The 13,889-nt window shown below is 59.3% G+C and carries 14 protein-coding genes, 1 tRNA gene and 1 pseudogene; all 16 read left to right on the forward strand.

Annotated elements, in window-relative coordinates; all coding sequences use genetic code 11:
* The first annotated feature begins 50 nt into the window (after window positions 1-50).
* The 16 genes and pseudogenes from aspS (at window position 51) to BUE92_RS07960 (ending at window position 13,885) form a co-directional block, all read left to right on the forward strand.
* Window positions 51-1,826 (forward strand): aspartate--tRNA ligase, encoded by a 1,776-nt coding sequence (gene aspS, locus BUE92_RS07890; protein ID WP_073522935.1) that lies wholly within the window; start codon window positions 51-53, stop codon window positions 1,824-1,826.
* A gap of 135 nt (window positions 1,827-1,961) precedes the next feature.
* Window positions 1,962-2,708 (forward strand): YebC/PmpR family DNA-binding transcriptional regulator, encoded by a 747-nt coding sequence (locus tag BUE92_RS07895; RefSeq protein ID WP_073522937.1) that lies wholly within the window; start codon window positions 1,962-1,964, stop codon window positions 2,706-2,708.
* A pseudogene (locus BUE92_RS28785) lies at window positions 2,705-2,821 on the forward strand (outer membrane lipoprotein carrier protein LolA); the annotation flags it as partial. The gene BUE92_RS07895 and the pseudogene BUE92_RS28785, both read left to right, overlap by 4 nt.
* A 46-nt stretch (window positions 2,822-2,867) precedes the next feature.
* Window positions 2,868-3,392 (forward strand): crossover junction endodeoxyribonuclease RuvC, encoded by a 525-nt coding sequence (gene ruvC, locus BUE92_RS07900; RefSeq protein ID WP_003193869.1) that lies wholly within the window; start codon window positions 2,868-2,870, stop codon window positions 3,390-3,392.
* 70 nt (window positions 3,393-3,462) lie between these two features.
* On the forward strand, window positions 3,463-4,074 hold the full coding sequence (gene ruvA, locus BUE92_RS07905) for a Holliday junction branch migration protein RuvA (protein ID WP_003175802.1): 612 nt from the start codon (window positions 3,463-3,465) through the stop codon (window positions 4,072-4,074).
* Window positions 4,075-5,133: a Holliday junction branch migration DNA helicase RuvB gene (gene ruvB, locus BUE92_RS07910; RefSeq protein WP_003193867.1), complete on the forward strand. Its 1,059-nt coding sequence runs from the start codon at window positions 4,075-4,077 to the stop codon at window positions 5,131-5,133.
* A gap of 237 nt (window positions 5,134-5,370) precedes the next feature.
* On the forward strand, window positions 5,371-5,826 hold the full coding sequence (gene ybgC / locus BUE92_RS07915) for a tol-pal system-associated acyl-CoA thioesterase (protein ID WP_003193866.1): 456 nt from the start codon (window positions 5,371-5,373) through the stop codon (window positions 5,824-5,826).
* Between the two features lies 1 nt (window position 5,827).
* On the forward strand, window positions 5,828-6,523 hold the full coding sequence (tolQ, locus tag BUE92_RS07920) for a protein TolQ (protein ID WP_073522939.1): 696 nt from the start codon (window positions 5,828-5,830) through the stop codon (window positions 6,521-6,523).
* A gap of 23 nt (window positions 6,524-6,546) precedes the next feature.
* A complete protein-coding gene (gene tolR / locus BUE92_RS07925) occupies window positions 6,547-6,999 on the forward strand; it encodes a protein TolR (protein WP_161793227.1) in 453 nt (150 codons plus the stop codon).
* Window positions 6,999-8,072 carry a cell envelope integrity protein TolA gene (tolA, locus tag BUE92_RS07930; RefSeq protein WP_003193863.1) on the forward strand — a complete coding sequence of 358 codons (1,074 nt, stop codon included), beginning with the start codon at window positions 6,999-7,001 and terminating at the stop codon, window positions 8,070-8,072. Before tolR ends, tolA begins: the two co-directional genes overlap by 1 nt.
* A 17-nt stretch (window positions 8,073-8,089) precedes the next feature.
* Window positions 8,090-9,370: a Tol-Pal system beta propeller repeat protein TolB gene (gene tolB / locus BUE92_RS07935; protein WP_178380694.1), complete on the forward strand. Its 1,281-nt coding sequence runs from the start codon at window positions 8,090-8,092 to the stop codon at window positions 9,368-9,370.
* A 55-nt stretch (window positions 9,371-9,425) separates the two neighbouring features.
* The gene (gene pal / locus BUE92_RS07940) at window positions 9,426-9,926 is read left to right on the forward strand and encodes a peptidoglycan-associated lipoprotein Pal (protein ID WP_003193861.1); all 501 of its coding nucleotides are present in this window, start codon (window positions 9,426-9,428) and stop codon (window positions 9,924-9,926) included.
* Window positions 9,927-9,932: 6 nt separating this feature from the next.
* Window positions 9,933-10,763 carry a tol-pal system protein YbgF gene (gene ybgF / locus BUE92_RS07945; protein WP_057013720.1) on the forward strand — a complete coding sequence of 277 codons (831 nt, stop codon included), beginning with the start codon at window positions 9,933-9,935 and terminating at the stop codon, window positions 10,761-10,763.
* Between the two features lie 164 nt (window positions 10,764-10,927).
* Window positions 10,928-11,575, forward strand: coding sequence for a 7-carboxy-7-deazaguanine synthase QueE (gene queE, locus BUE92_RS07950; RefSeq protein WP_073522942.1), 648 nt, complete (start codon window positions 10,928-10,930; stop codon window positions 11,573-11,575).
* 123 nt (window positions 11,576-11,698) lie between these two features.
* Window positions 11,699-11,774 (forward strand) — tRNA-Lys (locus BUE92_RS07955).
* A gap of 398 nt (window positions 11,775-12,172) precedes the next feature.
* Window positions 12,173-13,885 carry a ShlB/FhaC/HecB family hemolysin secretion/activation protein gene (locus BUE92_RS07960; protein ID WP_073522943.1) on the forward strand — a complete coding sequence of 571 codons (1,713 nt, stop codon included), beginning with the start codon at window positions 12,173-12,175 and terminating at the stop codon, window positions 13,883-13,885.
* The last annotated feature ends 4 nt before the right edge of the window (window positions 13,886-13,889 follow it).

Genomic DNA, 13,889 nt, shown 5'->3' on the forward strand with positions numbered 1-13,889 from the left:
GAGGCAGGCCTGCCACCGAATTTCGAATTACGAGAAGTGAAACCACGACCATGATGCGCAGCCATTATTGCGGCCAACTGAACGAGACCCTGGAAGGTCAGGAAATCACCCTTTGCGGATGGGTTCACCGTCGCCGCGACCACGGCGGGGTGATCTTCCTCGATATCCGTGACCGTGATGGTCTGGCCCAGGTGGTGTTCGACCCGGACCGCGCCGAGAGTTTCGCCGCCGCCGACCGCGTGCGCAGTGAATACGTGGTGAAGATCACCGGCAAGGTACGCCTGCGTCCGGCCGGTGCCGTGAACAAGAACATGGCGTCCGGCGGCATCGAAGTGCTGGGCTATGAGCTGGAAGTGCTGAACGAGTCGGAAACCCCGCCGTTCCCACTCAACGAATACTCCGACGTGGGCGAAGAAACCCGCCTGCGCTACCGCTTCCTGGACTTGCGTCGTCCGGAAATGGCCGAGAAGCTGCGCCTGCGCTCGCGCATGACCACCAGCATCCGCCGTTTCCTCGACGAAAACGGCTTCCTCGACGTCGAAACGCCGATCCTCACCCGGGCCACCCCGGAAGGCGCGCGTGACTACCTGGTGCCTAGCCGCACCCACGCCGGCAGCTTCTTCGCCTTGCCGCAGTCGCCACAGCTGTTCAAGCAACTGCTGATGGTGGCCGGCTTCGACCGTTACTACCAGATCGCCAAGTGCTTCCGTGACGAAGACCTGCGCGCTGACCGCCAGCCGGAATTCACCCAGATCGACATCGAGACCAGCTTCCTCGATGAAAAAGAGATCATGGGCCTGACCGAGCAAATGATCCGCAACCTGTTCAAGGAAGTGCTGGACCTGGAGTTCGGCGAATTCCCGCATATGACCTTCGAAGAAGCCATGCGCCGCTACGGTTCCGACAAGCCAGACCTGCGTAACCCGCTGGAACTGGTGGACGTGGCCGACCAGCTCAAGGACGTCGACTTCAAGGTGTTCAGCGGCCCGGCCAACGACCCTAAATGCCGCATCGCTGCCCTGCGCGTGCCTGGCGGCGCGAGCATGCCGCGCAAGCAGATCGACGACTACACCAAGTTCGTCGGCATCTACGGTGCCAAGGGCCTGGCGTACATCAAGGTCAACGAGCGCGCCAATGGTGTCGACGGCTTGCAATCGCCGATCGTGAAAAACATCCCTGAGGCCAACCTGAACGTGATCCTCGATCGCGTCGGTGCGGTTGACGGCGACATCGTGTTCTTCGGCGCCGACAAGGCCAAGATCGTCAGCGAGGCCCTGGGCGCGCTGCGTATCAAGCTCGGTCACGACCTGAACCTGCTGACCTGCGAATGGGCACCGATGTGGGTGGTCGACTTCCCGATGTTCGAAGAGAACGACGACGGCAGCTTCAGCGCCTTGCACCACCCGTTCACCGCGCCGAAGTGCTCCCCGCAAGAGTTGGAAGCCAACCCTGCAGGCGCGCTGTCCCGTGCCTACGACATGGTGTTGAACGGTACTGAACTGGGTGGCGGTTCGATCCGTATCCACCGCAAAGAGATGCAACAAGCGGTATTCCGCCTGCTGGGCATCAACGAAGCGGAGCAGGAAGAGAAGTTCGGCTTCCTGCTCGACGCCCTGAAATACGGCGCGCCGCCGCACGGTGGCCTGGCGTTCGGCCTGGACCGTCTGGTGATGTTGATGACCGGCGCCCAGTCGATCCGCGAAGTGATCGCCTTCCCGAAAACCCAGAGCGCTGCGGACGTCATGACCCAGGCTCCGGGTGTGGTGGATGCCAAGGCACTGCGCGAGCTGCACATCCGCCTGCGCGAGACGCCGAAGGCTGAGTAAGGCTGCTGCGTGAAAGCGCAATAAGGTAGCAGGCAGTCAAAAAGGCGCATCTTCGGATGCGCCTTTGCGTTTAAAAGAGGGAAATCTCGCCTGGGGCGGGATTGATAAGGTTTCTAGAGAATTCGGAGTTGTGTTATGGCTGGCCATTCCAAGTGGGCGAACATCAAGCACCGCAAAGAGCGTCAGGATGCCAAGAAAGGCAAGATCTTCACCAAGTGGATCCGCGAACTGACCGTCGCGGCCCGCCAGGGTGGCGGTGACCCGGGCTCCAACCCGCGTCTGCGCCTGGCGCTGGACAAGGCGTTGGGCGCGAACATGAGCCGCGACATCATTGACCGCGCCGTGGCCCGTGGTGCCGGTGCGGCCGATACCGACGACATGGTCGAGCTGACCTACGAAGGCTACGGTCCGGGCGGCGTGGCGGTGATGGTCGAATGCATGACCGACAACCGCAACCGTACCGCGGCAGCCGTGCGCCATGCGTTCAGCAAGTGTGGCGGCAACCTCGGCACGGACGGCTCGGTGGCCTACCTGTTCGAGCGCAAGGGGCAGATCACCTTCGCACCGGGCACCGATGAAGACGCGCTGATGGAAGCCGCGATGGAAGCGGATGCCGATGACGTAGTGACCAACGAAGACGGCTCCATCGATGTGTTCACCTCGTTCGCCAGCTTCTACGCCGTGCGTAACGCCCTGGAAACCGCTGGTTTCAACGGCACCGACGCGGAAATCGTGATGCTGCCGACCACCAGCGCCGAGCTGGACCTTGACGGTGCGCAAAAGGTGTTGAAGCTGCTGGACATGCTTGAAGACCTGGATGATGTGCAGAATGTGTATTCGAATGCCGACATCCCGGAATCGGTAGCCGAACAACTCACCTGACACCCACCACTGTAGGAGCGAGCTTGCTCGCGAAAGTCGTTAACGATAACGCTGGGTCTCTGACACCCCGCGTCGCTATCGAGTTTTTCGCGAGCAAGCTCGCTCCTACAGTGGAATAGCGTCGCTTCTGACGCCTCAACTGATAAACCCGCAGGCGTTATGACTTTAATCCTAGGTATCGACCCCGGTTCGCGCATCACCGGTTTTGGCGTGGTGCAGCAGACCCCACGCGGCTGTGTGTACGTCGCCTCGGGCTGCATCCGCACTGGCGCAGGGGAATTGGCCGAGCGGCTGCAGATCGTTTATCGCGGCGTGCGTGAAGTCATCCAGACCTACGGCCCGGTCACCATGGGCATCGAAAAAGTGTTCATGGCCAAGAATGCCGACTCGGCGTTGAAGCTCGGCCAGGCTCGTGGCGCTGCCATCGTGGCGGGTGCCGAGGAGGGCATGGAGATCGCTGAATACACCGCGACCCAGGTCAAGCAGGCCGTGGTCGGCACCGGTGGCGCCAATAAAGAGCAAGTGCAGATGATGGTCATGCACATGCTCAAGCTCACTTCAAAGCCGCAGATCGATGCCTCGGATGCCCTGGCCATCGCCATTTGTCATGCACATACCCGCTCCAGCCTGCTGCCTCACGGCTTGGGCACAGCACGTAGTCGTGGCGGGCGCCTGCGTCTCTGATAGCATCAGCGCAATCGTTATTTTTGCGGTCAGGCTCCGATCTGACCCCCAAGCTTTAAGGATCTGAACCGTGATTGGACGCTTGCGCGGCACCTTGGCTGAGAAACAGCCGCCGCACCTGATTCTGGATGTGAATGGGTTGGGTTATGAGCTGGAAGTGCCCATGACCACCTTGTATCGCCTGCCGTCGGTCGGCGAGCCGATAACCTTGCACACTCATTTAGTAGTGCGCGAAGACGCGCAACTGCTCTATGGTTTCATCGGCAAGCGTGACCGCGATTTCTTCCGCGAGCTGATTCGCCTCAATGGCGTGGGGCCAAAACTGGCCCTGGCATTGATGTCGAGCCTGGAAGTGGACGAGCTGGTACGTGCCGTTTCCGCCCAGGACACTTCGGCCCTGACCAAGGTGCCGGGCGTGGGCAAGAAAACCGCCGAGCGCCTGTTGGTGGAGCTCAAGGATCGCTTCAAGGCCTGGGAGGTGGTGCCGAGCATGTTCGCCCTGGTACCGAACCAGCCGGATATGCCGGCAGGCCAGGTCGCCAGCGCCGAAAGCGATGCAGTCAGTGCGCTGATCTCCCTGGGCTACAAGCCCCAGGAGGCGAGCAAGGCGGTATCGGCCATCAAGGACAAGAACCTGAGCAGCGAAGACATGATCCGCCGAGCCCTGAAGGGAATGATTTAAGTGATTGAAGCTGATCGTCTGATCGCGGCCACCGGCCCGCGTGACCGTGAAGAAGTCCAGGACCGGGCCATCCGCCCCCTGAGCCTGGCCGAGTACATCGGCCAGCCTACCGTGCGCGAGCAGATGGAGCTGTTCATCCAGGCTGCGCGCGGGCGCAGTGAGTCCCTGGACCACACCTTGATCTTCGGCCCGCCGGGGTTGGGCAAGACCACCCTGGCCAATATCATCGCCCAGGAAATGGGCGTGTCGATCAAGTCCACCTCCGGCCCGGTGCTGGAGCGTCCTGGCGACCTGGCGGCGCTGCTGACCAATCTTGAACCCCACGATGTGCTGTTTATCGACGAGATCCATCGGTTGTCGCCGATCGTCGAGGAAGTGCTGTATCCGGCGATGGAGGACTTCCAGCTCGACATCATGATCGGCGAAGGCCCGGCGGCCCGTTCGATCAAGCTCGACCTGCCACCGTTCACCCTGGTCGGGGCGACCACCCGCGCGGGCATGCTGACCAATCCGCTGCGAGACCGTTTCGGCATTGTTCAACGTCTGGAGTTCTATAGCACCGCAGATCTGGCGACCATTGTCAGCCGGTCGGCGAGTATCCTTGGTTTGCCCCTGGACCCGGAAGGCGCCTTTGAAATCGCTCGACGCGCCCGCGGTACTCCACGTATCGCCAACCGTTTGCTGCGCCGCGTGCGTGACTTTGCCGAAGTGCGTGCCAAGGGCCACATCACCAAGGCCGTGGCGGACCTGGCCTTGAACCTGCTGGATGTGGATGAACATGGCTTTGATCACCAGGATCGACGCCTGCTTTTGACCATGATCGAGAAATTCGACGGTGGCCCGGTCGGCGTGGACAGCCTGGCCGCAGCCATCAGTGAAGAGCGCCATACCATTGAGGATGTACTGGAACCGTACCTGATCCAGCAGGGCTACATCATGCGTACCCCGCGGGGCAGGGTGGTGACGCGCCATGCCTATTTGCATTTCGGGCTAAACATTCCGTCACGATTGGGAGAGATGCCCGTGGTAGACGAATTCCTCGATGCAGTAGACGATTAAAAATTGTAGGAGCGAGCTTGCTCGCGAAAAACGCCAACGATAACGCGGTATGTCTGGCTATACGCGGCGTGCTCAGGTGCTTCGCGAGCAAGCTCGCTCCTACAGGGTATTTGCCATGTGGGGTGATTTATCCGAGCTTTGTGCTGTCCCAGTGTCTGGCGTCGTCATTTGAAAGCGTTCAGGAATGAAAAAACAGTTGCCCAGCCAATTGGCAACCTGAGGAGTAAGCACTAGAGTATGCGCGCGCAAAACGGGGATCAGTCGTTCGCACATCGCTGTCGCGTTTATTACGAGGACACCGATGCCGGCGGCATCGTTTATTACGTCAATTACCTGAAATTCATGGAACGGGCTCGAACCGAGCGGCTGCGGGAGTTGGGTTTTGCCCAGTCCGAGCTTGTAGGCGAGGACCTGTTATTCGTCGTGCACTCCAGCGAGGCGCGGTATCACGCGCCGGCGCGACTGGACGATGAATTGCTGGTCAGCGCTGAAGTCATCGAATTGAACCGTGCCAGCCTGCGTTTCAAACAGCAGGTCAGGCGGGCCACGGATGCAACGCTGCTCTGTGAGGGGCAGTTCCTGGTGGCGTGTGTGCGCACCAACAGCTTGAAACCTCGGGCCATTCCCGAAACTCTACGCGCGGCCTTTGCCGCCGTGAGCGGCGCGGGTCAACAATCAAAGCAGGAGATTTAGCGTGGAACCTACCGTCGTCGACCATTCCTCCATGTGGAGCCTGGTCAGCAATGCCAGTGTCGTGGTTCAACTGGTCATGCTGACCCTGGTAGCCGCATCGGTTACCTCTTGGGTCATGATTTTTCAGCGCGGCAACATGCTGCGCGCCGGTCGACGTGCCCTGGAGAGCTTTGAAGAGCGCTTCTGGTCGGGTATCGACCTGTCCAAGCTGTACCGCCAGGCCGGCAGCAACCCGGACCCGGACTCAGGCGTCGAGCAGATCTTCCGTGCCGGCTTCAAGGAATTCTCCCGTCTGCGCCAGCAGCCTGGCGTCGATCCAGAAGCGGTGATGGAAGGCGTGGCCCGTGCCATGCGCGTGGCCATCTCCCGCGAAGAAGAGAAACTTGAGCAGGGCCTGCCGTTCCTCGCCACCGTGGGTTCCGTCAGCCCGTACATCGGCCTGTTCGGTACCGTATGGGGCATCATGAACTCCTTCCGCGGCCTGGCCCAGGCGCAGCAAGCCACACTGGCCACCGTGGCCCCGGGTATTGCCGAAGCCCTGATCGCCACCGCGATCGGCCTGTTCGCCGCTATCCCCGCAGTAATCGCCTACAACCGTTTCGCCGCAACCAGCGAAACCTTGATCGGCCGTTACTACACCTTCGCCGACGAATTCCAGGCGATCCTGCACCGTAAAGTGCACACCAGCGAAGAATAAGCAGGTAATTCCCAATGGCTTTAATCGCTCGAGCTCGCAAAAAGCGCAAGCCGGTCGCCGAGATGAACGTAGTGCCCTACATCGACGTGATGCTGGTGCTGCTGGTGATCTTCATGGTGACCGCGCCGATGCTCAACCAGGGCGTGAAGGTTGATCTGCCCAAGGTTTCCAGTGAAGCCTTGCCGCAGGACAACAACACTCAGGTCCTGACCATTTCGATCAAGGCTGACAAGACCTATTACTGGAACCTTGGCAGTGAAGTCGACACGCAAAAGCAGCAGGACAAGGCCCTGACCTTGCCGGCCATGACCGATGCGGTGACCAAGATCATTCGCTCCGGCAACGAAGGTGGCAAGCACACCCAGGTGTTTATCCGGGGTGACAAATCGGTCGACTACGGCTCCGTCATGGGTGCCATGGGCGGGCTGCAGAAGGCCGGCGTCGGTAACGTTGGCTTGATTACCGAGGCGCCCTGATGCAGCAACAGCGAGAGCCGTCCGCCTCGGAAAGCTACTTCTGGCCTGGCGTGTGGGCAATTGCCCTGCACGTCCTGGTGTTCGGCATGCTGTTCGTCAGCTTTGCCATGACCCCGGACCTGCCGCCAGCCAAGCCGATCGTGCAGGCGACCCTGTATCAGCTGAAATCGAAAAGCCAGGCCACCACCCAGACCAATCAGAAGATTGCGGGTGAGGCCCAGAAGTCGGCTGCGCGCCAGACTGAAGTCGAGCAGATGGAACAGAAGAAGGTCGAGCAGGAAGCGGTGAAGGCTGCTGCGGAACAAAAGAAAGAAGAGGCGGCTCAAAAGGCCGAGGAATCGAAAAAGGCTGACGAAGCCAAGAAGGCCGACGAGGCGAAAAAGGCTGATGAAGCCAAGAAAGCCGAGAAAGCTGCCGAAGCGAAAAAGGCCGAAGAGAAACAATTGGCTGATATAGCCAAGAAGAAATCTGAAGAAGAAGCCAAGAAGGCTGCCGAAGAAGAGGCCAAGAAAAAGGCCGCTGAAGAAGCCAAGAAAAAGATAGTCGAAGACGCGAAGAAGAAAGCCGCCGAAGACGCCAAGAAAAAAGCTGAAGCAGACGAGGCGAAGAAGAAAGTCGCCGACGAAGCGAAGAAGAAAGCTGCCGCCGACGCCTCCAAGAAAAAGGCCCAGGAAGCAGCACGCAAATCCGCCGAAGAGAAAAAGGCCCAGGCCCTGGCAGATTTGCTTTCCGACACGCCGCAGCGTCAGCAAGCCTTGGCCGATGAGCGTGGCGATGAAGTCGCGGGCAGTTTCGACGACCTGATTCGGGCGCGGGCAGCGGAAGGCTGGACACGTCCACCTTCGGCACGTAAAGGCATGACAGTAGTGCTGCAGATCGGCATGTTGCCGGACGGTACGGTGACTTCGGTCAGCGTGGCCAAGTCCAGTGGTGACGGTTCGTTCGACAGTTCGGCGGTTGCCGCGGTCAAGAATATTGGCCGGTTGACCGAGATGCAGGGAATGAAACCAAGTGACTTCGCTCCCTATCGTTCATTCAAGATGACATTCACACCTGAGGATCTAGCCTTGTGAGAAACCTTCTTCGAGGAATGCTTGTCGTTATTTGCTGTATGGCAGGGATAGCGACGGCGGATGAAAAGAACATCCTGGTAACCAGTGGCAGTGATCGGGCCACCCCGATTGCAGTCGTGCCGTTCGGTTGGCAGGGCGGCAGCGTGCTGCCGGACGACATGGCCCAGATCGTCAGTGACGACCTGCGTAACTCCGGTTACTACGCGCCGATTCCGAAAGGCAACATGATCAGCCAGCCAACCCAGGCCAGCGAAGTCATCTTCCGTGACTGGAAGGCCGTCGGAGCCCAGTACCTGATGGTCGGCAGCATCACCCCGGCCGGCGGTCGCCTGCAGATCCAGTACGCGTTGTTCAACGTGGCCACCGAGCAGCAGGTATTGACCGGCAGCGTATCGGGTACCGCCGAACAACTGCGCGACATGGCTCACTACATCTCGGACCAGTCGTTTGAAAAACTCACCGGTATCAAAGGAGCGTTCTCGACGCGCCTGTTGTATGTCACCGCTGAGCGTTTCTCGGTAGACAACACGCGCTACACCCTGCAGCGCTCGGACTACGACGGTGCTCGTGCAGTGACCTTGCTGCAGTCCCGTGAGCCAATCCTGTCGCCGCGCTTCGCGCCGGACGGCAAGCGTATTGCCTACGTATCGTTCGAACAGCGCCGCCCGCGTATCTTTGTTCAGCACATTGATACGGGGCGTCGCGAGCAGATCACCAACTTCGAAGGCCTCAACGGTGCGCCAGCCTGGTCGCCGGATGGTTCGCGCCTGGCTTTCGTGCTGTCCAAGGACGGCAACCCGGATATCTACGTGATGAACATGGCCTCGCGTCAGCTCTCGCGTGTGACCAGCGGCCCGGGCATCAACACCGAACCGTTCTGGGGTAAGGATGGCTCGACCATCTACTTCACCTCTGACCGTGGCGGCAAGCCTCAGGTCTACAAGGCAAATGTGAACGGCGGCGGCGCAGAACGTGTGACCTTTATTGGTAACTACAACGCCAACCCCAAGCTTTCGGCCGATGAAAAGACGTTGGTGATGATTCACCGTCAGGATGGTTTCACTAATTTCCGGGTTGCGGCCCAGGATTTGCAGCGTGGAACGGTAAAAATCCTTACAGATACCAACCTTGATGAGTCAGCCACTGTTGCGCCCAACGGCACCATGGTAATCTACGCCACCCGCCAGCAGGGCCGGGGAGTCTTGATGCTCGTGTCCATCAATGGACGCGTAAGGCTCCCACTTCCTACCGCACAAGGCGAAGTCAGAGAACCATCCTGGTCCCCTTACCTGAACTGACGCGGCGCTACAAAAAGAAGTACTTAACACACTGGGGTTCATTAGGAGTTTCACGATGGAAATGCTGAAGTTTGGTAAGTTTGCTGCTCTGGCTCTGGCTCTGTCCGTAGCCGTTGGTTGCTCCTCTAAAGGCGGCGACAATGCCGGTGAAGGCGCAGCTGTTGATCCAAACGCTGGTTACGGCGCCAACACTGGTGCGGTCGACGGCTCCCTGAGCGAAGAAGCTGCTCTGCGCGCTATCACCACTTTCTACTTCGAATACGACAGTTCGGACCTGAAGCCAGAAGCCATGCGCGCTCTGGACGTTCACGCCAAGGACCTGAAAGCTAACGGCGCTCGCGTTGTTCTGGAAGGTAACACTGACGCCCGTGGTACTCGTGAGTACAACATGGCTCTGGGCGAGCGTCGTGCGAAAGCCGTTCAGCGCTACCTGGTACTGCAAGGTGTTGCTCCAGGCCAACTGGAACTGGTTTCCTACGGTAAAGAGCGTCCAGTTGCGACTGGCAACGACGAACAGTCGTGGGCTCAGAACCGTCGCGTCGAACTGCGTAAGTAATTCGTCATGCGAACGTGCCGTCGTGCTCTGACTGTATTGGCTCTCAGCTTCGCACCGCTTGCGGTGTGGGCTGCGGTTCCTGTAACGGATAGCAACTCAGGCTATAACAATAGCGGGAGCAGTTATCCGCCAGCGGGTTATGGCACGAACGGCGCCTATGCGGGGGGAGCGGCTACGTCCGCTCCCTCGGCACAGGGCGAACTGTTCAACCAGCTGCAACGCATGCAGGATCAATTGGCCCAGCAACAAGGCGCCATTGAAGTTCTGCAGAACCAAGTGAACCAGCTGAAGCAAGAAGGCCTGGAGCGTTACCAGGATCTTGATCGTCGTATTGGAGCCGGTGTTGCACCTGCCGCTACTCCTGATAATTCTTCTGCCGGTGGCGCACCCAGTGCCGCTGCCGGTGGCGCAGCAGCGGGGGCCGCCGCTGCAGCTCCTGCCGCCAGCAGCGAGCCTGGCGATCCAGCGAAGGAAAAACTGTATTACGATGCAGCCTTCGACCTGATCAAGGCCAAGGATTTCGATAAGGCCAGCCAGGCCTTTACCGCTTTCCTGCGCAAATACCCCAACAGCCAGTACGCGGGCAATGCCCAGTACTGGTTGGGTGAGGTCAACTTGGCAAAGGGTGATCTGCAGGGGGCGGGCCAGGCTTTTGCCAAGGTCAGCCAGCTGTACCCCAAGCACGCCAAGGTGCCGGATTCGCTGTACAAACTCGCTGACGTAGAACGCCGCCTGGGTCACACCGACAAGGTCAAAGGCATTCTGCAGCAGGTGGTTGCCCAGTACCCGGGCACCTCCGCGGCGCAGTTGGCCCAGCGGGACCTGCAACGCTTGTAAGCAATGCAGCCCGTTTAGAAGAAACCCGCGCTTGTCGCGGGTTTTTTCGTTAGAATCCACGCCCTTTTATGAAACACGCTTCCTGGGGTTGACGCGTTGGCGCAATCCCTTGAAGTGCCTGACGGAGGCGGACAGCCTGTTTAGCTGTTACGCCCGTGGCGACTATGCAAGACACATTACGTATTACCGAAGTCTTTTACTCGTTACAGGGTGAAACGCGCACCGCTGGCCTGCCCACCGTATTTGTACGGCTCACCGGCTGCCCGTTGCGTTGCCAATACTGTGACAGTGCCTACGCCTTCAGCGGCGGCACCGTGCGTACCCTCGACGACATCCTGGAACAGGTTGCCGGTTACCGGCCGCGCTACGTCTGCGTGACGGGCGGCGAGCCACTGGCGCAACCCAATGCCATCCCCTTGCTTAAGCAGCTGTGTGACGCCGGCTACGAGGTCTCTCTGGAAACCAGTGGCGCCCTGGACATCTCTGCGGTCGACCCGCGCGTCAGCCGAGTGGTCGACCTCAAGACCCCAGGCTCCAAGGAAGCCCACCGCAACCGCTACGAGAACATGGACTTGCTGACGGCCAACGATCAGGTCAAGTTTGTCATCTGTTCCCGCGACGACTATGACTGGGCGACTTCCAAGCTGATCCAATACGGCCTGGAGCGTCGGGCGGGCGAGGTGCTGTTCTCACCCAGCCATCACGACCTGAACGCCCGCGACCTGGCGGACTGGGTAGTGGCCGACAACCTGCCGGTACGCCTGCAATTGCAACTGCATAAGTACCTGTGGAACGACGAGCCTGGCCGCTGATCAGGCGGCTGCGATAGGCGTTCTACCCACCGAATTACAGTTCAAATGCGTTTTTTCTGATTTATTTAAAATAAGGTGTTGAATAATCCTTAGAAATCAGTATTATACGCGCCACCACACAGCGGGTCGTTAGCTCAGTTGGTAGAGCAGTTGGCTTTTAACCAATTGGTCGTAGGTTCGAATCCCACACGACCCACCATTTTTGGCGGTTTAGAAAATCCGGAAGGCCCACGCAAGTGAGGATTTCCGGGTTTTTTTTTGCCTGTCATTTGGCCCTTCCAGGTCGACGCTGAGTCATCGCTGCTCAGATGCCTGTCGTCATCAAAACACGCCTTCAAATTCATGTATTCATATCCCGGATCGGTGCTGACCGAAGAGTCCGGTCGTTTGTATGCGCGCTCGATGTGTATCAAAGCCCATACCGCTGGTCGGAAACCGAACATAAATTTCAAACGATATTCTTTGTTATCTGAATATATTCATTGTTTTTCAATTGGTTATAGCTTTTCTAGGAAATTTCCTAAATTTGAGCCAGATTATTGGCTAGCTAGGTGGGTGATGTTAGTTTGCCGGCCTTCGCAATTCGATGGATCGAACATGTCGCCCTTACTGCCACGGACTCGGTATTCACTGAGCATCTTCCTGCTCGCCTGCCTCACTTCCCCAGGCGTGTTGGCTGCCACCCTGCCGGGCGATCAGGACCTGATCCGCGAGCGGCAAAACCGCCTGTTGGAAGATCAGCAGCGACGCCTGGAACAGCTCAAAGAGCTGCCCGGCAAAGAGGCCAGGCCCGAAGCGCCGGCAGCCCCGGTGGACAGCCGTTGCTTCCCGATCCAGACCATTGAACTGCAAGGTGCCGAGCACCTGCCTGCCGCTGAGCGCGAGCATCTGCTCAAACCGTACACCGATCAATGCCTGGGCGTTTCCCAGCTCAACGCCCTGCTCAAAGACCTTACCGACTTCTACATCGACAAAGGCCTGGTCACCAGCCGCGCTTACTTGCCCCAGCAAGATATGTCCAAGGAGCATCTGCAAGTGCTGGTGGTGGAAGGCAAGCTCGAAGGCCTGAAGGGCGCCGACAGCAGCAAGTTGTCGGACCGCGAGCTGGCCATGGCCTTCCCCGGCAAAAGCGGCGAGATATTGAACCTGCGGGAAATCGAGCAGGCCGTCGACCAGCTCAATCGTTTGCCGTCCAATCAAGCCCAAATGGAGCTCACTCCGGGAGAGGCCGTGGGCGGCAGCTCGGTGTTGGTCAAAAACAACCCGCAGACGCCTTGGCGCGCCAGCCTGTCGCGCAACAACGATGGCCAGAAAAGCACCGGCGAACAGCAGTGGGGCACCGGCTTTGAATGGGACAGCCCGCTGGGCCTGGCCGATCAGCTGATTCTGCGTGGCGGCCATGACGCGGTCAGCGACCATCAGAAAACCTCAAAGAACGCGATGCTCTACTACAACGTGCCCTGGGGCTGGTGGAACTTCAGCTACAGCTACAACCAGAGCGATTACCGCTCGGTCGTCCAGGGCGACGGTTTCGACTTCAAGCAAACCGGTGACAGTGAAAACCATCAGTTGCGCGCTGAGCGGGTGATTCACCGTGATGCCCTGAGCAAAACCTCGCTCAATGTCGGCGTGTCCCACCTGCGCACCAACAACTACATCGAAAGCAGCCGCCTCAAAGAAAGCAGTAATCGCATCAGTGAACTGCAGCTGGGCATCAACCACGGTCGTCGCATCGCCAGCGCGTTCGTCAACGTGGATGTGGGCATGCAAAACGGCACCGGCGCCTTCGACGCCCAGGGCAACCACAACCCTCGGCCTGGCGTACCGGATGCGCGCTACCGCAAATACACCGCCACCATCAGCTACCTGCAACCGTTCACGCTGTGGGGCGAGTCGTTCAGTTTCACCAGCCTGGCCACCGGCCAACGCAGCGAAGACGTGCTGTTCAGCCCCCAGCGCATGAGCCTCGGCGGCTCGGCGTCTATACGCGGCTACAAGGATCAGCAACTGACCGGCGACAGCGGCGGTTACTGGCGCAATGACTTGCGCTGGAGCCGGCCGGTGACGCTCGGTTGGCTGCGTCCGGTGTTCGGTGAATACGGTGCCAGCGTGGGCTACGACCAGGGCGTGATCCGCAATGGTCGCTACAACGGCGAAGTGCACGGCCGCGTCTCAAGCAATTCCTTTGAGCTGTTCGCCCGTGGCCAACACGTGAGCACCAGCGTGACCTTTGCCCACTCGCTGGAACGACCGGCCGCGCTGCTTGAGCGCGAAGCACCGATCTACTTGCGCATGGATTTTTTCCTGTAATTCA

This window comes from Pseudomonas fluorescens (assembly GCF_001902145.1).
Taxonomy (GTDB): Bacteria; Pseudomonadota; Gammaproteobacteria; order Pseudomonadales; family Pseudomonadaceae; genus Aquipseudomonas; species Aquipseudomonas fluorescens_BV.

Bases quoted from the DNA above. Each gene is read 5' to 3' on its own strand.
- aspS (WP_073522935.1), top strand. From the start codon at position 51: ATGATGCGCAGCCATTATTGCGGCCAACTGAACGAGACCCTGGAAGGT.
- BUE92_RS07895 (WP_073522937.1), top strand. From the start codon at position 1,962: ATGGCTGGCCATTCCAAGTGGGCGAACATCAAGCACCGCAAAGAGCGT.
- ruvC (WP_003193869.1), top strand. From the start codon at position 2,868: ATGACTTTAATCCTAGGTATCGACCCCGGTTCGCGCATCACCGGTTTT.
- ybgC (WP_003193866.1), top strand. From the start codon at position 5,371: ATGCGCGCGCAAAACGGGGATCAGTCGTTCGCACATCGCTGTCGCGTT.
- tolA (WP_003193863.1), top strand. From the start codon at position 6,999: ATGCAGCAACAGCGAGAGCCGTCCGCCTCGGAAAGCTACTTCTGGCCT.
- tolB (WP_178380694.1), top strand. From the start codon at position 8,090: ATGCTTGTCGTTATTTGCTGTATGGCAGGGATAGCGACGGCGGATGAA.
- pal (WP_003193861.1), top strand. From the start codon at position 9,426: ATGGAAATGCTGAAGTTTGGTAAGTTTGCTGCTCTGGCTCTGGCTCTG.
- ybgF (WP_057013720.1), top strand. From the start codon at position 9,933: ATGCGAACGTGCCGTCGTGCTCTGACTGTATTGGCTCTCAGCTTCGCA.
- queE (WP_073522942.1), top strand. From the start codon at position 10,928: ATGCAAGACACATTACGTATTACCGAAGTCTTTTACTCGTTACAGGGT.
- BUE92_RS07960 (WP_073522943.1), top strand. From the start codon at position 12,173: ATGTCGCCCTTACTGCCACGGACTCGGTATTCACTGAGCATCTTCCTG.